This window comes from Janthinobacterium sp. GW823-FHT06H09 (genome assembly GCF_058794735.1).
The window spans coordinates 324,897-347,009 of record NZ_JBXAHC010000006.1 but is presented as its reverse complement, the minus strand read 5'-3'; the positions used below and the strand labels follow the sequence as shown (position 1 = coordinate 347,009).

At 63.6% G+C, this 22,113-nt stretch carries 17 protein-coding genes and 1 pseudogene; 4 read left to right on the top strand and 14 right to left on the bottom strand.

Translation table 11 applies throughout. From position 1 onward, the window contains the following. Positions 1-20: 20 nt before the first annotated feature. The 3 genes from AC1Q6X_RS12710 to AC1Q6X_RS12700 form a co-directional block, all read right to left on the bottom strand. Positions 21-3,071 (bottom strand): heparinase II/III domain-containing protein, encoded by a 3,051-nt coding sequence (locus AC1Q6X_RS12710; protein ID WP_492497362.1) that lies wholly within the window; start codon positions 3,069-3,071, stop codon positions 21-23. 311 nt (positions 3,072-3,382) lie between these two features. Continuing rightward, positions 3,383-3,871 (bottom strand): tetratricopeptide repeat protein, encoded by a 489-nt coding sequence (locus tag AC1Q6X_RS12705; protein ID WP_492497360.1) that lies wholly within the window; start codon positions 3,869-3,871, stop codon positions 3,383-3,385. Further along, positions 3,868-5,913 (bottom strand): bifunctional 2',3'-cyclic-nucleotide 2'-phosphodiesterase/3'-nucleotidase, encoded by a 2,046-nt coding sequence (locus AC1Q6X_RS12700; RefSeq protein ID WP_492497358.1) that lies wholly within the window; start codon positions 5,911-5,913, stop codon positions 3,868-3,870. The genes AC1Q6X_RS12705 and AC1Q6X_RS12700 overlap by 4 nt, the downstream gene beginning before the upstream one ends. Before the next feature lie 202 nt (positions 5,914-6,115). On the opposite strand from AC1Q6X_RS12700, the gene prfB reads away from it, so the two are divergent. The 3 genes and pseudogenes from prfB (at position 6,116) to lysS (ending at position 9,472) form a co-directional block, all read left to right on the top strand. Next, positions 6,116-7,220, top strand: a protein-coding gene (prfB, locus tag AC1Q6X_RS12695; protein ID WP_121669803.1) for a peptide chain release factor 2 whose coding sequence is annotated in 2 segments (ribosomal slippage) — positions 6,116-6,196 and positions 6,198-7,220 — 1,104 coding nt in all. Because the reading frame shifts where the segments join, the coding sequence is not laid out codon by codon here. Between the two features lie 2 nt (positions 7,221-7,222). Next, a pseudogene (locus AC1Q6X_RS12690) lies at positions 7,223-7,777 on the top strand (HAD family hydrolase); the annotation flags it as partial. A gap of 165 nt (positions 7,778-7,942) precedes the next feature. Then, complete coding sequence (gene lysS, locus AC1Q6X_RS12685) at positions 7,943-9,472, top strand: lysine--tRNA ligase (protein ID WP_492497459.1); 1,530 nt, start codon at positions 7,943-7,945, stop codon at positions 9,470-9,472. Positions 9,473-9,664: 192 nt separating this feature from the next. Here the strand turns inward: lysS and AC1Q6X_RS12680 are convergent, their stop codons facing one another. The 11 genes from AC1Q6X_RS12680 to ppnN form a co-directional block, all read right to left on the bottom strand. Then, positions 9,665-10,666: a Gfo/Idh/MocA family protein gene (locus AC1Q6X_RS12680; RefSeq protein WP_492497355.1), complete on the bottom strand. Its 1,002-nt coding sequence runs from the start codon at positions 10,664-10,666 to the stop codon at positions 9,665-9,667. Positions 10,667-10,678: 12 nt separating this feature from the next. Beyond that, positions 10,679-11,701, bottom strand: coding sequence for a porin (locus AC1Q6X_RS12675; protein WP_492497353.1), 1,023 nt, complete (start codon positions 11,699-11,701; stop codon positions 10,679-10,681). A gap of 35 nt (positions 11,702-11,736) precedes the next feature. Further along, a complete protein-coding gene (locus AC1Q6X_RS12670) occupies positions 11,737-12,696 on the bottom strand; it encodes a 2-hydroxyacid dehydrogenase (protein ID WP_492497351.1) in 960 nt (319 codons plus the stop codon). Positions 12,697-12,715: 19 nt separating this feature from the next. Then, positions 12,716-13,690 carry a sugar kinase gene (locus tag AC1Q6X_RS12665; protein WP_230504936.1) on the bottom strand — a complete coding sequence of 325 codons (975 nt, stop codon included), beginning with the start codon at positions 13,688-13,690 and terminating at the stop codon, positions 12,716-12,718. Next, a complete protein-coding gene (locus tag AC1Q6X_RS12660; RefSeq protein WP_070219954.1) occupies positions 13,687-14,433 on the bottom strand; it encodes a sugar phosphate isomerase/epimerase family protein in 747 nt (248 codons plus the stop codon). The genes AC1Q6X_RS12665 and AC1Q6X_RS12660 overlap by 4 nt, the downstream gene beginning before the upstream one ends. Next, positions 14,430-15,164 carry an amino acid ABC transporter ATP-binding protein gene (locus AC1Q6X_RS12655; protein ID WP_034755389.1) on the bottom strand — a complete coding sequence of 245 codons (735 nt, stop codon included), beginning with the start codon at positions 15,162-15,164 and terminating at the stop codon, positions 14,430-14,432. Before AC1Q6X_RS12655 ends, AC1Q6X_RS12660 begins: the two co-directional genes overlap by 4 nt. Further along, positions 15,151-15,801, bottom strand: coding sequence for an amino acid ABC transporter permease (locus AC1Q6X_RS12650; protein ID WP_070219952.1), 651 nt, complete (start codon positions 15,799-15,801; stop codon positions 15,151-15,153). The genes AC1Q6X_RS12655 and AC1Q6X_RS12650 overlap by 14 nt, the downstream gene beginning before the upstream one ends. A 1-nt stretch (position 15,802) precedes the next feature. After that, on the bottom strand, positions 15,803-16,495 hold the full coding sequence (locus AC1Q6X_RS12645) for an amino acid ABC transporter permease (RefSeq protein WP_492497347.1): 693 nt from the start codon (positions 16,493-16,495) through the stop codon (positions 15,803-15,805). Between the two features lie 90 nt (positions 16,496-16,585). Then, positions 16,586-17,392, bottom strand: coding sequence for a transporter substrate-binding domain-containing protein (locus AC1Q6X_RS12640; protein ID WP_070219948.1), 807 nt, complete (start codon positions 17,390-17,392; stop codon positions 16,586-16,588). Between the two features lie 215 nt (positions 17,393-17,607). Further along, positions 17,608-18,678: a LacI family DNA-binding transcriptional regulator gene (locus AC1Q6X_RS12635; RefSeq protein WP_492497345.1), complete on the bottom strand. Its 1,071-nt coding sequence runs from the start codon at positions 18,676-18,678 to the stop codon at positions 17,608-17,610. Between the two features lie 204 nt (positions 18,679-18,882). Further along, entirely contained in the window at positions 18,883-20,253 is a 1,371-nt protein-coding gene (gene ppnN / locus AC1Q6X_RS12630) for a nucleotide 5'-monophosphate nucleosidase PpnN (protein WP_070219944.1), read from the bottom strand. Between the two features lie 310 nt (positions 20,254-20,563). Here ppnN and AC1Q6X_RS12625 point away from each other — a divergent pair, with 310 nt between their 5' ends. Beyond that, the gene (locus tag AC1Q6X_RS12625) at positions 20,564-22,069 is read left to right on the top strand and encodes a peptide MFS transporter (RefSeq protein WP_070219941.1); all 1,506 of its coding nucleotides are present in this window, start codon (positions 20,564-20,566) and stop codon (positions 22,067-22,069) included. Positions 22,070-22,113: the final 44 nt, after the last annotated feature.

Sequence of the window (22,113 nt, the reverse complement as noted above, 5' to 3'; positions counted from 1 at the left end):
CCGGCCACCAGGCAAGCGGCTTACTCGATGCTGAGCACGCCCTGGTCCGAGCTCAGATACGTTCCTGCGCCATCGGCCGCTTCGGCCAGGCTCCAGGCGTAGCCGCCGGCCGCCGGTGCCGACGTCAACGCGTAGTGCGCGCCCGGTTTCAGTCCTGTCGCCAGGATGGCGCCGCCGGCTTGGGTAGAGACCCAGTCCATGCGGGCGGCGGGCGCCACTTCGCGGTTGAACAAGGCGTGCAACTGCCCGCCCAGCAGCAGTGCCTCCGTGTTGGCTGCCGCCTGCAGGCGTATGGCGCTCGGCGCAGCGGCCGGCCCCGTGCCGCCGTCATTGTCGGCAACGGCCAGCACATGCAGGAAGTACTCGGGCGCGTTCAGGGCGGGCGCCGCGGGCGCCGCCACTTCCAGGCGCCAGGCGCCGACATCGCTGGTCGACGATTGCTGCTTGCTGACCAGCGGCGTCTGATTGCGCCACAGGTAACTGCCATCGGCCTGGCGCCGGCGCACAGTGAAGCGGCAATCGGCGCCGTTGCCGGCAACAGCACCAGTTTCGAGATCGGTCTGCGCGCAGCCATTGCCCCCCTCCTGCGCACCGCCCACCTTGCGCACGCTGGCATTGAGCGGCAGGATCGTCTGCACCGTCAGCATACCGCCGCCATTGCGAATGGTGGCGATGCGCTCCTGGCCGGCCTTGTAGCCCAGCTGGTACTGGCCATTGCCCAGCGCCGTCACGCCCGGCGCGCCCGATACGGGATCATTTGCCGTGTGCAGCAGGAACGTGGCCGGCAAGGCCTGCTTGCTGCGCACGCTATCGAAGACGACAGTGACCGGCTTGCCCCAGAACGATGGCGAGCGCAGGAACAGCACGTTGCGCACAAAACCGTTGGCCATATCGAGCTTGCTGGACGCATAGGCCTTGCTTGCATTGCCGCTGGTGTAGGTGTACTGCGGCGTATTTTCGTAACGGATGATGCCGTCGAGCGCGTTCGGGCCAGCAGGGCTGATTTCCTCGATCGTCGGATAGCCCTGTCTCGGCGCATAGAACCATTGGCCGCCATCATTGCTGTATTCGTTGGTGCCGCGCGTAAAGCGTTCGCTCGGATCGAATACCAGCAAGGTGTTGTGGGCTATGCTGCGCGTATAGTAATTCCACCAATGGCTGCTGCCATATTCTTCATACAAACCCGTGTCGAGCAGCAGCGGAGCCTTGTAATTGAGCGAAAAACTGTTCTGGTCGAAGTGCTGGTGATTTTCCGCGATAAAGGACGTCGATTTGAATTCCAATAACGTGGCATTCGCATAGTCCCAGCTATCGCGCATCAGCACCTGGCCCGACGTCCGGAAATGGCGCGACAGTTCCAGCGATTCCAAGGGCGCCGCCGGCAGTTGAACGGGCCACAACAGCCGTTCCAGTATCAAGGCATCGTGCGCGCTGCGCGACGCCACGACATGCTCGCGATAAAACTTCCCGGCCACGCCATCGGCCGTATCCGTCACCGCGCCCAGCGCCAGCTGCCCGATCAATGTGCTGCCGAGCGGCGTCGTGAAATTGTCGCCGCTGGCGGGAAAGCTGCCGTCATGGCGCAAGCCGTAGATATACGGATAGATCAGCCTGGCTTGCCAGTCGGCCTGCAACAGGGGCGCCGTCCCCGTACTTTCCAGCGCGCTGCGCCACAGGAGCAGGCGCTCGGGAATGCTCGATACGCCATAGGCAAAGCCCATATGATGGCCGCCGTCGACCGAAATAAGAGCGCGTGCAGCAAGAAAACCCTTTTCGTAGTGCGCATACGACGTTTCAATCATCGGCAACACTTCCGGATGCTCGTCGACGATGGCCAGCAAGCCAACGGTGACATTATTGACGGCGCTGAACGGGTGGCCGCTGATATAGAAACCGGCGATGGACGGCTTCGATTCGCTGCGGTCCCACTGTTCATACACGGGCTTTTTTTTGCAATCAAAACTAGTGCTGGTGATATACAACTGCTGATAGCCGCACATCGAGACAAACAGATTCTCGTGCCCCTGGCCCGTATCGGCGGCGATCGTTTCCTTGATTCGCTGCGCCGTCAGGTCGCGGTAGGTGCCGAAACCCACGGCGTCGGGCACGGCGCGCGCGCCCGTTTCGGCAAACAGCCAGTCGTACAGGATGCCCATGGCGCCGACGCGCCCGCCCGACGACCACTCGCCGCCGGCCACGGGGGGCGTCACCAGCAGCTTGTCGAGGTAATTCAGGGCGCCATTCAGATATTTCGCATTGCCAGTCAGGCGGTAGGCCATGGCCAGCATCTGCGCAGTTTCATAAATCGTGCCGCGGCTGCCAGTGGCCACGTTGCACAGCTCCGGCACGCCGCTGGCAGGGGGAATCAGCGGGCAGGCTTGAAGCGTGCTCACCCGTCCGTCGACACGCTCCATGAAGCCGTACCAGGCCTTGTTGAGCAAAGCATCCATCGCCGGTGCTTGCCACAATTCATGGCCAGCGCCATCGAGCAAACGGAAATTGCGCATGGTTTCGTTGCGCCGCATGCCTATCCTGCTGATCTGCCCATCCGCCTTCCATTCCATCGGTGGCGTGGCGCTGGTGCCGTCGACCGTTCTCCAGCCCATGGGCACGGCAACGCCATTGACTCTCAAGTCAACTTTATGGGTCTGGCTGTTCCATGACAACTGGATGTTCGACCAGACATCGGGTTTCAAATCGATCCTGGCGACAGACAGATACTGGTCCAGTCCATTGACCTGGAAACCGACCTGGAAACCGAGGCTTTCCCCCGCCGCGCCGGCCGGGCTATCGTAGGAATCGACGTGGCGGATAAAAAAGCCGTTGCGGCTCGGACTGAATTCGCCAAAAATCGGCTGGTTGACGCTATCGAGCGGATCCTTGCGCCCGGCGAACAGCTCCAGGCTGATGCTGCCGCCTGCGGCTGGGAATGCGGCCGGCAGATTTGGCAATTGCGGTTTCAGCGCATCGAAACTGGCTTGATTCAGGAATAGCCGCGGATGGCCTTGCTTGATCGGCGCTGGCAATTGCGCCATCGCGGTAGAGGCAAGCAGGCAAAACATGCCGAGCATGGCATGCGCCATTTTCCTCGGCAAGAACGGTATACCGCTTCGGCGATGGTGAAACATTGTTTTTTGTTGGCGAATCATTTGACTTTGCACACGGGCTCCCGGAATCATCCAGTTAATAAAAAAACCATATGCCGAATACTGCCATACAATTTTTTAAAAAAGCCAATAATGACTATCAAATAACAAATTATTGAAAGAAAATATAAGCAGTCAGAATGATCACGAAGAATTAATCTTTCCGATTAAAAACAAACAATTCCTTCAACACATTCCAATTGCAACAGGCTTACCCCAAGCAGCCGGCCATGCCCTCAAGGCTCAGGCGGACGGTGCCCCATCGCATGCGTGGCCATCTTCAGATACAGGAACGATTGCTCCTCGCTGTGCGCGTAGCCCATCTGTCCTTCGGCCAGGGCGACGGATTTCTGCTGCAGCGCTTCCGGGTATTCGAGGTCGCAGGCGGCGTCGAGCCAGAAACGCGCCCGGGCTTCGTCGGTATCGAGCAGCAGGTTCGCCACGATGAACATGGCGGGCGCCACGCCGCGCTGCGCGGCCAGTTCCAGCCAGCGCAGCGCGGCGCCGCCGTCCTGCGGCCCGCCCATGCCGTTCTTGAGCATCAAACCCAGGTAATACGCGGCGGGACCGCTGCCCTGCCCCGCCTCCCGTTCGAACAGGATGCGTGCCTGCGGCTGGGTCGCGACTCCCGCGCGCATCAAGGTCTTGGCCTGGGCCGTCAGGTCCGGCCCTGCCGATGCCAGCGGCGATGCGGCCAGGGCGATGGCACACAACCATGCCTTCATTTCGACAGGTCGAGCTGGTACAGCGCAAAGCCCTTGCCTGCGCCATCGTCAGCTTTCAGCTGCGTGACGTTGTCGATGCCGGCCGCTTTCGCCAGGTCGATCACGCCCGGCGCCGAATGGAACACCACCGGGCCTTTGGTGGCGGCCCTGGCGAAGTGCCAGCTGCGCGCCGAACCGTTTTTTGCGCGCGTCAGGTTTTTCTGCTGCGTCACATACGCGATCAAGAGTTCGCGGTTGTTATCGGGCGAGGCCACCACCGTCTTGCTGCCGTCGAGGCCAGGGAAATTGCCGCCGCCGCTGGCGCGGTAGTTATTCGTCGCGATCAAGAATTCCTGCGCCGCGTCCACAGGTTTACCCTTGTAGGTCAGCGCCTTGATACGCCGGCCCGGCGGCTGCGTGACGTCGATCTGGTAGCGCACGTCGGCGCTGGTGATGGCGTCAAAGTTGTAGCTCGGGTGGGCCGTGTTGACCAGCTCCTGTGCTTCCAGCTTATTCGGGTCGATGGTATTGAAGCGCTGCGCCGACTGTTCCAGCCAGGCCTTCAGCTCCGCGCCATTCATCTTCACGCCGTACAGCGCGTTCGGATACAAATACAGGTCGGCCGCGTTGTTCAGCGCCACATTGCCCGCCTTCACGTCCGTGTAGTCGGATACGCCGGCCGAGCCGCTCTTGAACGGCGACGACATCGACAGCACGGGCAAGTGCGCGTACTGCGGCAGGTTCGCCTTCACATACGCGGCCAGATAGCTCGATTGCGCCTGGTTCACGACTTCGATGGCGCTGACGTCGCCCACGTCGGCGAAATACGTCGACATGCGGAAATCCGTGGCGCCGACCGGTGTCTGCACGTAGGCGATCGTGGCCGTATGCTCCTCGGCCACCAGTGTGGCGATGGCTGCATCGGGCTGCACGTAACTCTTGTCCGCGTTCTGGATGCCGCGCGCTTCCACCGTCGTGGCGCTCTTGTCGATCACCCAATGCTTGCCGTCGTGACGCAGGCGCAAGCCGATCACGCCCAGGTGCTTGCCCCACAAATTGGCCATCACGGTGGGCACGCCGTTGACCAGCCCTTTGACCTTGTCGACGCCGGGCAAATTAAACTGCGGCACCGTGCTGGCCGCGTTCGGGAACAGCTGGTGCGAATGGCCGATCAGCATGGCGTCCACGCCCGGCACTTGCGACAGGTAGTAATTGCCGTTTTCCATGGTCGGCGAGTACGGGCTGTCATCGAGGCCGCCGTGCGAGATCGCCACTACCAGTTCCGCGCCATTCGCGCGCATCTCGGGAATGAATTTTTCCGCCGTCTCGCGCACGCCCTGCGTGTAGACGCGCCCTTCCAGCCAGCGCTTGTCCCAGGCCATGATGGTGGGCGGCGCAAAGCTGATGATGCCCACCTTCACGGTGGCGGTGATGGCCTTGCCATCGGGGCCGGTGGCCGTGATCTGCTTGTCGATGATGTGATATGGCGCAAACAGGGGCTTGCCCGTCCTGGCGCTGTAGACGTTGGCCAGCACTTGCGGGAACGCGGGGCCGGCGCAGCGCGGCTTGCCGGCATCGACGCTGTCGACGTCGAAGCGGTTGCCCGTCACCTGGCTCAAAAATGCGAGGCCGTAGTTGAATTCATGGTTGCCGATGCCGCCGCCGTCCACTTTCAGCAAGTTCATCGCCTTGTAGATGGCCAGGGTCTGGTCGCAAGCCAGCGGTTTTACCAATGCCTGGTAGTCGGCCAGCGCTGTGCCCTGGATGGTGTCGCCGTTGTCGAGCAGCAGATTGTTCGGGAATTGCGCGCGCGCCTGGGCGATCAGGGCCGCCGTGCGTTCCAGGCCGATCGACGGTTCCGCCTGCAGCTTGTAGTAGTCATAACTGAGCACATTCGCGTGCAAGTCCGTCGTCTCCAGCAGGGCCAGGGTGGCGCTGCTGCCGGCCGGCGCGGCCGAAGGCGCCCGCGCGGGTCCCATGGCGGCGGGCGGCAAGGCGCCGCAGCCGGCCAGCAGCAGCGGTAACAGGGCGAGACGGGGCAGTTGACGCAGGGGGTGGCGCATGAGATGTTCCTGTGGAAAGACAATATCGCCAGCATCATACGCAGCACGATAGCCATCATCAAGGCAAAAATATTGTCGCAAATACAGCAAAATACGCATTTTATTGCCCCGCGCGGCCGCAATTGCGCCGCGGCGGCAGCGGAAACGCGCCGCGCTCGCGTATAATTCAGGGTTTGATTTCACCATAGAAGACCAGAACATTATGGAAGCCGAACGCATCAATATCATCTCCGCCCTGCTCAACGACCTGACGGTCCGCGAAGCCGAACTTCGGAGGTATCTTTGACTTCACTGTCAAGTCGGAGAAACTAGAGCAAGTCAACGAAGAGCTGGAAGATCCAACCGTCTGGAACGATCCCAAGCGCGCCCAGGACCTCGGTAAAGAGAAGAAGGCGCTGGAAGCCATCGTCTTCACGCTGACCAAGGCCGATGCCGACCTGCGCGACACCCGCGACCTGTTCGACATGGCCCGTGAAGAAGGCGACGACGAGACCCTGGAAGCGATCGAGCAGGACGTGCAGGAAATCCGCAAGGTCATCGAAAGCATGGAATTCCGCCGGATGTTCAACAATCCGATGGACCCGAACAACTGCTTCATCGACATCCAGGCCGGCGCCGGCGGCACGGAAGCCCAGGACTGGGCTTCGATGCTACTGCGCCAGTACCTGCGCTATTGCGAACGCAAGGGTTTTAAAGTTGAAATCCTCGAGCAGTCCGACGGCGAAGTCGCCGGCATCAAGACGGCCACCCTGAAGGTCGAGGGCGATCACGCCTACGGCTTCCTGCGCACGGAAACGGGCGTGCACCGCCTGGTGCGCAAGTCGCCGTTCGACTCGGCCAACGGCCGCCACACGTCGTTCACATCGCTGTTCGTGTATCCGGAAGTCGACGATTCGATCGAGATCGACGTCAACCCGGCCGATATCCGCGTCGACACCTACCGCGCGTCGGGCGCCGGCGGTCAGCACATTAATAAAACCGACTCCGCCGTCCGCATGACCCATGCGCCGACCGGCATCGTGGTGCAGTGCCAGAACGACCGTTCGCAGCACCGCAACCGCGCCGAAGCGATGGAAATGCTGAAAGCGAAACTGTACGAGCATGAACTGCGCAAGCGCATGAGCGAACAGCAAAAGCTGGAAGACTCGAAGACGGATGTGGGCTGGGGTCACCAGATCCGCTCCTACGTGCTGGACCAGTCCCGCATCAAGGACTTGCGCACCGGTTTCGAGACGGGCAATACCAAGGGCGTGCTCGATGGCGACATCGACGACTTCATCTCCGCCTCGCTCAAGCAAGGCGTATAAGGATGAATGCATCCGCTCCGGTGCCGGCGCAGCGCGCCTTCCTGTTCGACATGGATGGCACGATCGTCGACAACATGGCCTTCCACACGACATCGTGGCTGGCGTTCTTTGAACGCCACGGCCATGCGCTGGATGCGGACGCCTTTTTCCGCGACACGGCAGGACGGCAGGGACACGAAATCATCGCCAAGTACCTGGGCGAGGATGCCGACCACGTCACCCTGCTGGCGGAAAAGGAAGTCGTCTACCGCGAACTGTATGGCCCGCACCTGGCCACGGTGCTTGGCTTCGACCGGCTGATCGCCAGCGCGCGCCTGAGTGGCGTGGGGCTGGTGGTGGGCACGGCGGCGCCAAACGAGAACATCGCGTTCACGCTCGACGGCCTGGACCTGCGCCACCGCTTCGACGCCATCGTCGGCGCCGCCGACGTGGAACGGGGCAAGCCGCACCCGGACGTGTTCCTGAAAGGCGCACAGCTGGCCGGCGCGCTGCCGCAAGACTGCATCGTCTTCGAAGATGCGCCCCTGGGCGTGGAAGCGGCGCGCCGTGCCGGCATGCGCGTCGTGGTACTCACCACCACCCTGCCGGCCGAGGCGTTTGCCGCATTCGACAACATCATTGCCATCGTGCCGGATTTCTCCGCACTCGACGTCGACGCACTGTTTGCCAGCGTGGCGCCAGCGCCGGCACCACATCATCAATCATCACCAACGAAGAACACCATGACTACGGATATCCAAGAACAAGCCGCCGCCCCCGATGAAAACAAGATCATCGCCGAGCGCCGCCTCAAGCTGGCCGCACTGCGCGAACAAGGCGTCGCCTTCCCGAACGATTTCCGCCCCGAACACAAGGCGGCCGATCTGCACGCGCAATACGGCGGCAAGACGCGCGAAGAACTGGAAGCCGAACCTGTCACCGTGGTGCTGGCCGGCCGCATGATGCTCAAGCGCGAAGCGGGCAAGAAAGCCGCCTTCGCCACCCTGCAAGACGCTTCCGGCCCGAAAGCCGACGGCCGCATCCAGATCTACGCCACGCTTGACCTCACCGGCGAAGCGGCCATGGCCGCCCTGCACCACTATGACCTAGGCGATATCCTGGGCGTGACGGGCACCCTGTTCAAGACCAAGACGGACGAGCTGACCATCAAGGTCACCGAACTGCGCCTGATCACCAAGTCGCTGCGCCCGCTGCCGGACAAATTCCACGGCCTGGCCGACCAGGAAACGAAGTACCGCCAGCGCTACGTCGACCTGATCATGAACGAAGAGACGCGCCGCACCTTCAAGGCCCGCACCGCCGCCATCTCGTCGATCCGCCGCTTCATGGAAAAGAACGAGTTCATGGAAGTGGAAACGCCGATGCTGCACACGATCCCCGGCGGCGCTGCGGCCAAGCCGTTCATCACGCACCACAATGCGCTCGACATGCAGATGTTCCTGCGCATCGCGCCCGAGCTGTACCTGAAGCGCCTGGTCGTGGGCGGCTTCGACCGCGTGTTCGAGATCAACCGTAACTTCCGCAACGAAGGCGTGTCGATCCGTCACAACCCGGAATTCACGATGATGGAATTCTATGCGGCCTACACCGACTACAAATGGCTGATGGATTTCACGGAAGCCGTCATCCGCCAGGCCGCCATCGACGCGCACGGCACCGCCACCCTGACCTACGGCGGCCGCGAACTCGATTTGGCAAAACCGTTCCACCGCCTGACCATCGTCGAAGCGATCAACAAGTACGCGCCGGGCTACACGCCGGAGCAGTTGAACGATGCGGACTTCATCAAGGAAGAGCTGAAGAAATTCGGCGTCAAGCCGTTTGCCACGGCCGGCCTGGGCGCGCTGCAACTGGCGCTGTTCGAAGAGACGGCTGAAGCGCAGCTGTGGGAACCGACCTACATCATCGACTACCCTGTTGAAGTGTCGCCACTGGCGCGCGCTTCCGACACGGTGGCCGGCATTACCGAACGCTTCGAGCTGTTCATGGTGGGCCGCGAGATCGCCAACGGCTTCTCCGAGTTGAACGATGCGGAAGACCAGTCGGCCCGCTTCCTGGCGCAAGTGGCCGCCAAGGACGCCGGCGATGAAGAGGCGATGTTCTACGACGCCGACTACATCCGCGCGCTGGAATACGGCATGCCGCCAGCCGGCGGCTGCGGCATCGGCATCGACCGCCTGATGATGATCATCACGGATTCTCCGAACATCCGCGACGTCCTGCTGTTCCCTCACCTGCGCCGCGAAGAGTGATGAACACCTGAAAAATCTACTGCGCGTCGCGATTTGCGGCCTGCGATGCTCACTGTGCTATAGCACAGTTGCGCTTCTTAGCCGCAACTCCCATCCGCTCGCTACGATTTTTTCAGGCGTTCGATGCTTCAAGGCAAAAAAAAGCCGCCTGATTTTTTAATCAGGCGGCTTTTTCACTTATGCGGCCTGCCGTCAGCCGGCCAGGGTCACGCGCTGGTGGCTGCGGCTGGCCTGCTGCGCCGCCAGCGCCGTCGCCAGCGCGCGCATGCCGTCGTCGCCCGTGGCGGCCGGCTGCCCTTCGCCGCGCATGGCGCGCTGGAATGCACGCACCGAGCGCACGTACAGGTTCTCGTGCTCGACGGGGATGTCGACGCTGCCGCCGTCGCGCGTCAGGCTGATGCTGCCGACGGGGCGCTGCGTCATCACGCCGGTGGCGAAGATGGTGCCCTTGCTGCCGATGATTTCCACGCCGGACAGCGAATACGGCGCGTTGAACGCGTCGTGCACCTGTACCAAAGTCCCGTTGTCGAACTCGATGACGGCCATCAGGCCCTCTTCCAGCCCCGCCACCGTCATGCCGCCGCTGGTGGCGCAGGCGGTGACGTGGCGCGGTTCCGAATCCAGCAGGAAGCGCAGGGTGTCGACATCGTGCACGAACATGTCGAGCGTGACGCCGCCCGATTCCGGCGCATCCAGGCGCCAGCCGCGCAAGTGCTGCGGCAGGTTGTTCGCGTGCAGTACGCGGCCATACAGGGGCTGGCCGATCTCGCCCGCGCGTATCAGCTCGCGCACCTTGCCGTGGCTGGCCGCGTTGCGCAGGTGGTGGTTAATCCCCAGCACCACGCCCGCCTCGGCGCAGCCGTCGACCATGCGGCGGGCGTCGTCCAGGTTCAGCGCCAGCGGCTTCTCGCACAGCACGTGCTTGCCCGCGCGCGCCGCCTGCAAGGTCTGCGCCATGTGCCATTCATTGGTGGTGCTGATGTACACGGCATCCGCGCCCGGATGGGCCAGCGCCGCATCGAGGTCGGTATAACTGGCGGCGATGCCGAATTGCCCGGCAAAGGCGGCGCCGCGCACAGCATCGCGGCTGACCACGGCCAGCACCTCGGCGTCGCCCTGCTGGCGGATCGCGTCGACCATCCATTCGCGCGCCACGGTGCTGGCGCCGACCAAAATCCATCCGGTTTTCTTCATTCGATTCTCCAGTTAAAAAGTGTGGCGCAGGCCCAGGTTCCAGGCCTGGTTGCCGGTGCCGTTGTCGGTGGCATTGCCCACCACATAGGCGGCGCCGTTGCGGTTGTCGATATGCGCGTAGGCCGCGTACAAGGTGCTGCGTTTCGACAGCGCGTACGTGTAGCCGATGCCGAGCTGGCTAGCGTCGCCGTTGGCGGCGCGCCGGTCGTCGCGCCGCACGTACGAGAACAGGATGCGGTGCGGGCCCACGGGCACGGTGGCGCCCAGCATCAGGTCCGCGCTGTCGACTGTGGTGGCGGCACCGGCCGTGCTCTTGCTGACGGCGACGGCGCCATGCGCCTTGAGCACGCCGAAGTCCCAGGTGGCGCCCAGCACCGTGTTGCGCGCCCTGCCCGTCAACAGCGCGCTTGACAGGGTGTTGGCGTCCTGGTGCGCCATGCGCACGTACAGCGGCCCGCTGGCATAGGTGGCCGCCGCGCCCATGTAGCGCCTGGCCGAGGCGTCGCCCGGCACTTCGCCGAAGCCATATGCCAGTTCGCCGGAGAGTCCCCCGCGCACGGGCGAGCTGTAGGTGATGCTGTTGTCGACGCGGCTGATGTAGCCGGCCGTGAAGACATTGCTCATCCTGCCCGCAAAACCCAGGTAAAACGGGTCCAGCACGCCCAGGCTGCTATCGATGAACGTGTACTGGCGGCCCAGCCGCAAGGTGCCCGCCGCGCCGGCGAGGCCGACGAAGGCCTGGCGCCCGAACAGCAGGCCGCCCTGGGCCGAAGCGCCCGTGTCGGCCAGGATGCCCGCATCCATCGTAAAGATCGCCGTCATGCCGCCGCCCAGGTCTTCGCTGCCCTTGAAACCCAGGCGCGAACCGTTGGCGATGCCGCTCGTCAGCTTGAGCACCCTGCCCCCGGGGCCGCCGCTCTCGGACACCACGCCCAGGTCCGCGATGCCGTACATGGCCACGTTCGACTGCGCCGCGCACAGGCCGCCGCAGGCGCCCGCGCCGATGATCATTGCCCTTGCTACCTTGTTCTTCATTTCTTTCCCTGTCTGTCTTTTTATGGATACCGTTCTTAGCTGACCAGGTGGCGCGGCCGCTCGCCGCGCAGGCCGGCCAGCAGGTTGTCCACGGCCTGCTGCGCCATGGCGTAGCGCGTTTCATGCGTGGCCGAGCCGATATGCGGCAGCGCCACCACGTTGGCCATGCCCGGCAGCGGATTGTCCGGCGCCAGCGGTTCGCGCTCGAACACGTCCAGGCCGGCGCCGTGGATGGTGCCCTGCTGCAGCGCCTCGATCAACGCCGCCTCATCGACGATGCGCCCGCGCGAACCATTGATGAAGATGGCGCCGGGGCGCATCAGCGCGAATTCGCGCCGCCCCATCATGCCTTCCGTCTGCGCCGTCAGCGGCAGGACCACGCAGACGAAATCGGAGCCGGCCAGCAGCTCGTCGAGCGCCACCTGTCGCGCGCCCAGCGCCGCTTCCACCTCGGGCACCGCCTCGCCATTCACGTACAGCACCTGCATGCCAAAACCCAGCGCGGCGCGGCGGGCGACGGCGCGACCGATGCGGCCCATGCCCAGCATGCCGATGGTCTTGCCATGCACGTTGACGCCGTACTGGCTTTCACCCACGCTGCGCGTCCAGCGTCCCGCCTTGACGAATTCGGCCAGCTCGACGACCCTCCGCGCGCTGGCGAGGATCAGCGCGAAGATCGTGTCGGCCGTCGTTTCCGTCAGCACGTCCGGCGTATTGGCCAGCAAAATACCCCGTTCGCGCAGATAATCGACGTCGAACTGGTCGACGCCCACCGAAATGGTGGAAATGATGCGCAGGTCTTCGGCCGGGTCCAGCAGTTCGCGGTCCAGGCGCACGCTGGCGCCCAGCAAGCCATGCGCGCCACGGATGGCGGCGGCGAACGCGGCGCGGTTGCCCGCGTCGATCGCCTCGAAATACGTCACATCGCATTCGGCGCGCAGGCGCGCCAGCAGCGGTTCGGCCAGCTTTTTATACACAAGCACATGTTTTTTCACGAGTGTTCCCCTGTTCGGTTCAAGATTGGCCCAGCGCGTCGAGCTGGGCGCGGGTCGGCAAGCCTTCCATGTCGCCGGCCACCTGGATGGCGAAGGCGCCGACTCTGTTGCCGCGCCGTACCGCCTGCGCCAGCGGCAAGCCTTCCAGCAAGGCGCTGACCAGGCCGGCCGCGAAGCCGTCGCCGGCGCCCACCGTGTCGACCACGTTGGCCACGCGCTCGCCCGGCACCATGCCGCTGTCGCCGTCGGCCGTGCGGTAGTAGGCGCCCTCGGCGCCCAGCTTGATGACCACCAGCCGCGCGCCCTGCCGCAGATAAAAGCCGGCGACGTCGTGCGGCAGGTCATGACCGGTGAGGATTTTTCCCTCCCCCAGGCCGGGCAGCACCCAGTCGGCCCTGGCGGCAAGGCGGTTGATCTGTTCCACCATGACGGCTTGCGACGGCCACAGCGAAGGCCGCAGATTCGGATCGAACGACACGGTCCGGCCATGCTCGCGCATGAAGTCGATGGCCTGGCCGGCGAACGCCAGGCTGGTGGCGGACAGCGCGGCGGCCACGCCCGTGGCGTGCAGGTGGCGCGCGGACAGGAAATAGGCGGGGTCGAAGTGCTCGGGCGCCAGCCGGCTGGCGGCGGAACCCTTGCGGAAGTATTCGACCAGGGGATCGGCGCCGTTCTCGGCCTTCTCCTTGAGCAGGAAGCCGCTGGACTGGCCGGCGACGGCCGCGACCCGGCTGCAATCGACGCCCTCGGCCTGCACGCTGGCGCGGATGAAGCGGCCGAACGAGTCATCGCCCACCCTGCTCAGCCAGCCGACTTTCAAGCCCAGGCGCGCCAGGCCGATGGCGACGTTCGTCTCGGCGCCGGCCAGGCGGCGCGTGAAATGCGCCACGGCCGCCAGGTCGCCCGTTTCCTCGGCAACGAACATCGCCATCGCTTCGCCGTAGGTGACGACGTCGAGCGCATGCGCTCCATGCATTATTTCGTGTTCCGTCATGCGGCCTCCAGCATCTGGATGTAGCGGCCCGTTTCGGCCACCAGGTCGGTAGCCTCGAGCGGGAATTCGATGGCCCGCTGCACGCCCGGCGCAAAGTGCGCGAAGACGGCGCGCCAGGCCGGATCGGCGGCGGAGACGGCGCAGGCGGACAGCCGGCCCCCGTCATCCTGGACGGCCTTGCAGTGCACATAGCGCACGTACGGCGCCAGCAGGCGGGCCGCCTGCTGCGCATCCTCGCCCACCCAGCGCCAGTTGCCGATGTCAAAGGTCAGGCCCACGGGCAGCCCGATGTCGCGCGCCGCCGCCAGGAAGCGCGCCATCGTCGCCAGCTTGCCGCCATGGGCCGTCTGGTCGTTTTCCACCAGCAGCGCCACGGGCGCGGCCGCCAACTGGGCGCTCAAGGCGTGCAAGTCCGGCGCGGCCGGGTAATGGCCCAGCGACACCTTCAGGTAGCGCGCCCCGAGGTGCGCCGCCTCGTCCAGCATCTGCTGCAGCAACTCGTGCCGCAGCAGCCCGTCCGCGTCCCACAATTCGATGGGCGTGGAATACACGCAGTACAGGCCGCGCGCAGCCACCGCCGCGCCCATGCGCGCCAGGTCCGGCAAGTCGGAGGTGAACAGTTCGCGGCGGATCTCGATGCCGGCCCCGCCCGCATCGGCCACCACGTCGATGAAATGGCTTTGCCCCAGCTGCCTTACCCTGCTTGCGCCATAAGCAGACGCCGCTACCAGGACGGGGCTCATTTGATCGCTCCCGCGCCGACGAACTGGCGCGCTTCAGGCGTTTGCGGATTGCTGAAAAACGCTTCCGACGGCCCGCTTTCCCACACCAATCCCTGGTGCATGAAGACGGTGACGTCGGCCATGCGCCGCGCGAACTCCATCTCGTGCGTCACCAGCAGCATCGTCATGCCCGCCTGCGCCAGCTCTTCCATCACCTTCAGCACTTCCTGCGTCAGTTCCGGGTCGAGCGCCGACGTCACTTCGTCGAACAGCATCACCTGCGGCTCCATCGCCAGCGAACGGGCGATCGCCACGCGCTGCTGCTGGCCGCCCGACAGCTGCTCGGGATAGGCTTCGCGCTTGTGGTCCAGGCCCACCTGCTTGAGCACGCGCAGCGCCGTGGCGCGGCCCTGGGCGTCGGGCACCTTCTTGACGATGCGCGGCGCCAGCATGACGTTTTCTTCCACGGTCAGGTGGGGGAACAGGTTGTAGCTCTGGAAGACCATGCCGACGTCCTTGCGCAAGTCGAGCAGGTGTTCCTGGCGCGCCGTCAGCGTGTGGCCGGCGACGACGATGCTGCCGCTGTCGATGGTTTCCAGGCCGTTGATACAGCGCAGCATGGTGCTCTTGCCGGAGCCGCTGCGGCCGATCACGGCGATCACCTGGCCCCGCTCGACGGCGAACGAAACGCCCTTGAGCACGTGATTGGCGCCGAAGCTCTTGCTGATATTGTCGATTTCAACGATGGGCATGGAATTTCCTTTCCAGTGAATGGCTGTAGCGCGACAGCGGATAGCACAGCGCGAAGTAGATCAGGGCGACGACGGGGAAGACGATGAAAGGCAGGAAGGTCGCATTGCTGACCAGTTGCCCTGCCCGCGTCAATTCCACCACGCCGATGATCGAGGTGATCGAAGTGTTCTTGATGATCTGCACCATGAAGCCCACGGTCGGCGGCAGCGAATGGCGCAGCGCCTGCGGCAGGATGACGTAGCGCAGCTGCTGGTAGCGGTTCAGCGCCAGCGCGGCCGACGCTTCCCACTGCTGCCGCTGCACGCCTTCGATGCAGCCGCGCCAGATCTCGCCCAGGTAGGCGCTGGCAAAGATCGTCATCGCCGCGCCGGCCGCGATGACCGGCGACAGCTTGTAGCCGAACAGGGCCAGGCCGTAATAGGTCAAAAACAGCACGATCAGCACGGGCGTGCCCTGGACCAGCTGAATGTACAGGGCGCTGATACAGCGCAGGAGCGGGCTGCGCGCCGTGCGCAGCAGCGCCACGGCGAAGCCGGCGATGCCGCCCGTGATGAAGACGATCAGCGACAGGCCGATGGTCCAGCGCGTGGCCTCGAGCAGGAATTGCAGGTTATCCCAGGAAAAGTCACTGATCATGTCAAGCTCCCATGCGCGCCGCGCCCAGACGGCGGCGGCGTTTGAAGACGATCTGGCCCAGCACCCAGAAGCTGAAGCGGAACAGCAGGGCCAGCAGGATGTACAGCACCATCACGACGATGTAGATCTCGAAGCTGCGGAAGGTTTCCGCGTCGAGCAGGTGCGCCGCGGCGGTCAGCTCTTCGGCGGAAATGGCCGACACGACGCTCGAGGCCAGCATCATCAAGGTGAACTGGCTGGCCAGCGCCGGATACACCTTTTCCAGCGCCGGCAGCAGCACCACGTGGCGCATCACCTGCCAGCGCGTCATGCCCAGCGCCTGCGCCGCCTCGAGCTGCGAGGGATGCACGGCGCCGATGCCGGCACGCACGATTTCCGCCGCGTAAGCGCCCAGGTTGACCGTCATGGCGACGAGCGCGGCGCCGTTCGCGTCGAGCTGCAGGCCCAGCGACGGCAAGCCGAAGTAGATGATGAACAGCTGCACCAGGAACGGCGTACTGCGGATCACCTCGACATACGCGCGCACCACGGCGCGGGCATAGGCGGAACCATTCTTCAGGATGACAGCGGCGCACACGCCCACCGCCAGGCCCAGCACCATCGCCAGGGCGCTCAGGCGTATCGTCAGCGCCGCGCCCCACAACAGGCGGTCCAGCGATTGCATGACGAGTTCGAAATGAAATTCATACGGCATACTCAACTCCTTGTCTGCGTGCGCATCCCCGGCCGCGCCACCGTGGCGGCGCGCCGTGCGGACGGGCACTTTCCTATGCGGCTGGCGGTATCAGAAGGTCGGCAGCGCCGGCAGCGGCGCGCCGCTCCACTTGCGCGCGATGGCGTCGAGTTCGCCGTTCAGCTTGACGTAGTAGATGAAGTTGTTGAGCCACTGGTGCAGCTCGAAGTCGCCGCGGCGCACCGCCATCGAGTTCGGCTGCAGCGAATAGGTGAAGCGGACCTCGATCTTGCCCGCGCCGCGCGTCTTGATGATGTCGAGCGCCATCGTGCTGGGAATCGAGACGGCGTCGACCTGCTTGCTGAGCAAGGCCTGGGTGACGGTGGCGTCATCCTCGAAACGCACGATATTGGTGCCGGCCGGCGCCAGGCGGCTCAGCGCCGTGTCGTTGGTGGTGCCGCGCGTCACGCCCACTTTCTTGCCCTTCAACTCGGCCAGGGCCTTGAATTTGCCGCCCACCGGCGCGACGATGGCCAGTTCGAACGCGCTGTAAGGCATGGTGAACATCAGGGTCTTGGCCCGTTCCGGCGTGGGCGCCAGGGTCGCCACGAGGAAATCGACCTTGCCCGACTCCAGCGACGGCACGCGCGACGGCGCCGTCAACGGGACTATTTCCACGGGCAGGTTCATGTATTTGCCGATCAGGTTGGCGACGTCGACGTCATAGCCGACGGGCGCGCCCTTGGCGTCGATGCTGCCGAACGGCGGCGTGCCGCTGACCACGCCGATGGTCAGCTTGCCTTTCTTGATCAGGTCGCCAAGCGTCTGGGCGCCGGCATCGGCCGCCGCACCCAGGGCAAACGTTGCTGCGAGCGCGCACGCCACGATCTTCGAATACAACAATGTAGTCATCTTCATGCTTCAGTCTCCTGTGATCCCGGTACCGGCCTCGTCGAGGCACTTCCGGGAATGTTGTCAAATGGACGATTCAGATCGTCTCTTGCCGTGTCATATCAACTTCATGCCCAACATTGCCTTGCCTGACTATCCACGCCCCTTTCCAGCGTAAAAACAGTTTATGAAACCGGTTCCATAACTATCTCAAAAAAAAGGGCAAGGCCCTCTTCCCCTCCTCAAGCGTCGCCGCCCTTGCGTACTTCGCTACCCTGGGTGGAATTGCGCACAATCAACTTGCCAGGCAACAGCACCTCGCGCGGCGGGCATTGATCGCCCTGCAGGCGCGACAGCATGCACGTCATCGCCGAAAAGCCGATGTCATAGGTCTGCTGCTCGATCGTGCTCAGGCCCGCCAGCGGCGACCACGGCAACTCGTCAAAGCCCAGCAAGCCCACGTCCTGCGGCATGCGCAAGGCAAGGCGCTGCAGCATCAGCGCCAGTTCCAGCGCCACCATGCCGTTCGAGGCCAGCAGCGCCACGCGGCGGCCGCGCCACTGCGCCAGGCATAGACGCACCTGCGCGTCGATGGCGGACCGGTCGTCCAGGTCCACGGCCAGCACTTCGCCCACGCAGCCCGGATGCTCGGCCATCACGGCCTGGAACCCTTCGGCGCGCATCAGCCGCGAACTGACGCCCGTCAATGGCGGCGCGACGAAGGCGATGGCGTCGAAACCCTGTTCGATCAGATGCGCGGTGGCCAGCCGGCCCGCCTGCACATTGTCCAGGCCCACGAGGTCGAAATCGGCGCCCTCGATGCGGCGGTCGACCAGCACGATGGGCATGTCCGCCTGCTGCAAGTCGGACGACTGAATGTTGCGCCCCTGCGTGTTGACGATCAGCCCTTCCACACTGTACGAGCGCAGCGCGGCCAGCGACTGGCGTTCGCGCTGTTCGTCATTGCCGGTATTACACAGAATCAAGGTATAGCCATGCTGCTGGCAAGCCGCTTCCACGCCTTGCAGCACGGCCACCGTGTAGGGATTGAGCATGTCGGCCACGACCATGCCGATCAGGCGGGTGCGGCCCCGCTTGAGGCCGCGCGCCATCTGGTTCGGCTGGTAGCCGAGACGCGCGATGGTGCTGGCGATCTGCTGGCGGATATTTTCGGACAGGGCATCGAGTTCGCCGCCGAGAAAGCGCGACACGCTCGTTTTCGACACGCCCGCCTCGCGCGCCACTTGGGCGATGGTCACGGGCCGGGCCGGTTCGCCGGAGATTGTTTTTTTGCTGCCGCGTACTGAATCCAAGGGTGCTCTCCACTACCTGTTTATCTGTATATTTTTATTTTGGAACCGGTTCCAAAGATAGCACCCACGCATCGATGACGCAAGCGATTTGATTGCCTGTGGCGGCGAAGGAACACGGTGGGTGCATGGATGGGAACGCGGATGAAAAAACGCCGCCCGCCCCTTGCAAACGCAGGAGGCGGGCGGCGCTGGCTGGAAAACGGCTTACTGGACCACGGTGTAGCACGGCACGTAGGCCGTGCCCGCCAGTTTCATGCGGTGCTGCGCGACGAACGAGGCCAGCAGCGCATCCATGGGGCCGGCGATGGATTTGTCGCCGTGGATCTCGAAGTTGCCATGCTTTTCGATCGAGCGGATGCCGTCATCCTTGACGTTGCCCGCCACCACGCCCGAAAACGCACGGCGCAGCTGGGCCGCCAGCAAGTGCGTGGGCTGGTTCTTGTGCAGGCTCAGGTTGCGCATGTTTTCATGCGTGGGCTGGAACGGCTTCTGGAACTCGTGGTCGATCTTCAGCAGCCAGTTGAAGTAATACGCGTCGCTGTGCGCCTTGCGGAATTCGCGCACCTGGCGTATGCCTTCGAGCATTTCGCGCGCCACCAGTTCCGGGTCGTCGATGATGATTTTATAGCGCTGCTGCGCTTCCGGCCCCAGGGTGTCGTGGATGAACTGGTTGATCTGCACGAAGTACTCGCGCGACGTTTCCGGGCCCGTGAAGATCAGCGGGAACGGAATCTCCGCATTGTCCGGGTGCAGCAGGATGCCGAGGATGTACAGAATCTCTTCGGCCGTGCCCGCGCCGCCGGGGAAGACGACGATGCCGTGACCGGCGCGCACGAACGCTTCCAGGCGCTTTTCGATGTCCGGCATGATGACCAGGTCATTGACGATGGGGTTCGGCGACTCGGCCGCGATGATGCCCGGCTCGGTGATGCCGAGATAGCGGCCATTGTGCAAACGCTGCTTGGCGTGGCCGATGGTGGCGCCCTTCATGGGGCCCTTCATGGCGCCCGGGCCGCAGCCCGTGCAGATGTCGAGGCCGCGCAAGCCCAGCTGGTAGCCCACTTCCTTCGAATAATTGTATTCGGCGCGGTTGATCGAGTGGCCGCCCCAGCAGACGACCAGGTTCGGGTTGAGCTGGGTTTGCAGCACGTTGGCGTTGCGCAGGATGTGGAAGACGGCGTCCGTCACGCCTTCCGTGCTCTGCAAGTCGAATTTCGGGTTGCCCGTCACTTCGTCGCTGACGAAGATGATGTCGCGCAGCACGGCAAACAGGTGCTCGTGGATGCCCTTGATCATCTTGCCGTCGACGAAGGCGATGGCTGGCGCGCCCTTGATGTCGAGCTTGATGCCGCGCTCGCGCTGGATGATGGAAATTTCAAACGACTGGTAGCGCTCCAGCAGGGCGCGGCCATCGTCGATGGTGCTGCCGCAATTCAAGACCGCCAGCGCGCAGCGGCGGAAAGTGTTGTACAGGCCGCCCTGGCTGGTGTCGAGCAGTTTGTTGACTTCAGTCTTGGAGAGCACGTCCAGGCGGCCTTCCGGTGAAACCAGAGTATCGATAACGTCGTGTTCCATAATGCGAAAAATCCTTTAAAAATCGATGCTCGAAGGTCTTGCAGCCTTAATATACGACAAGTCAGGCAAGTTGTGCTGTGCCGCCGCAAAATCGCCGGGGCCGTTCTTGCCTGCAAACCGGTTTGACTAATATGAAACAGTCATTCTTGCTAATGCGAATCGAAACCTTCGCTCCGCGCAATTTGTAGATTAGAATGCCAGCCTATTGGAATTCCCGTGCGTACGGTTCTTCATGAGAGTCCCCGCCGCCCGCAGGCTTCCATAAGTTCGTTGTATCGATTGACTATAATAATTTTTCAGGAGGAACCGCATGAGCGGTGCGACTACGCCCAACAAGGAAGCCGTTATTCCCGAGTTCAAGCAGATTATGGGCCATCCAAGCCCATTGTGGATGTTGTTCATGACTGAATTCTGGGAACGCTTCGCGTTCTACGGAGTTCGCTGGGCGCTGGTACTGTACATCGTGGCCCAGTTCCACGGCGGCGACGGTTCGGGACAGGCAGCGGCCAACCTGACCTACGGTTCCTTCCTCGCACTGGTGTACGCCGGCGCCCTGTTCGGCGGTTACATCGCCGACCGGGTCATCGGTTACCAGCGTTCCATCCTGCTGGGCGCCATCTTCATGGCTGCCGGCCTGTTCTGCATCTCCGTGCCGAACCAGGACATCTTCAACCTGGGCCTGGCCACGATGATCGTCGGTAACGGCATGTTCAAGCCGAACATCTCGACCATGGTCGGCAAGCTGTACACGACCGCCGATCCGCGCCGCGACAGTGGTTTCACGATCTTCTACATGGGCATCAACATGGGCGCCATGGTCGCGCCTGTCTTCACGCAATGGCTGGCCGAGTCGATCTTCGGCACCAGCGCCATGCCGTCGTACAAGATGGTCTTCATGGCCTCCGGTTTCGGCATGCTGATCAGCCTGGTATGGTTCTTCATCGGCCGCCGCGCCCTGAAGGGCATCGGCGCTCCGGAAGCTGGTTCCGGCAACCCGATGCGCGTCGTCTGGGTGGCCGTCGGCTCCCTGTGCGTGATCCCGCTGATGTATTTCCTGCTGACCGTCGGCGCTGAAAAGCTGCAAATCGTCCTGACCGTGCTGTTCGTCGGTCTGGCCGTCATGCTGATGATCGAAGGCATCCGCAACGGCAAAGTGGCGCGCGACCGCGTCATCGCCATGCTGCTGATCTTCGTCTTCAACATCCTGTTCTGGATGTTCTTCGAACAGGCTGGCAGCTCGTTTACTTTCCTGGCTGACAAGATCGTCAACCGCGACCTGGGCTTCTGGATCTTCCCGACCGCCTACTTCCAGACCGTCAATTCGGTCGCCATCATCGTCTTCGCGCCGATCATCGCCGCCGTCTGGGTCTTCCTGGCGCGCCACAACGTCAACCCTTCGATCCCGCGCAAATTCGGCCTGGGCTTGCTGGGCAATGCGCTGGCCTTCGGCCTGCTGATCTTCGCTCTGTCGAGCCTGGTTGGCGCCGATAACAAGATCCCGTTCTGGACCCTGACCACCGTCTACGTGCTGCAATCGATCGGCGAGCTGTGCCTGTCGCCTATCGGCCTGTCCATGGTCACCAAGCTGGCGCCGGTGCGCCTGGTGGGCCTGGGCATGGGCGGCTGGTTCCTGTCGACCGGTATCGGCAACAACCTGTCGGGCATCTTCGCCAGCCACGTCAGCGGCACGAGCGGCATGTCGGTGCAGTCGGCCCTGTCCGGCTATACCTTCGGCTTCTGGTCCCTGCTGGGCGCCGGCGTCGTGTTGTTCCTGATCGCACCGCTGATCAACAAACTGATGCACGGCGTGAAGTAAGCGTTCTGCCTTAGCTGAAAACGGCGGCCCGCGGGCCGCCGTTT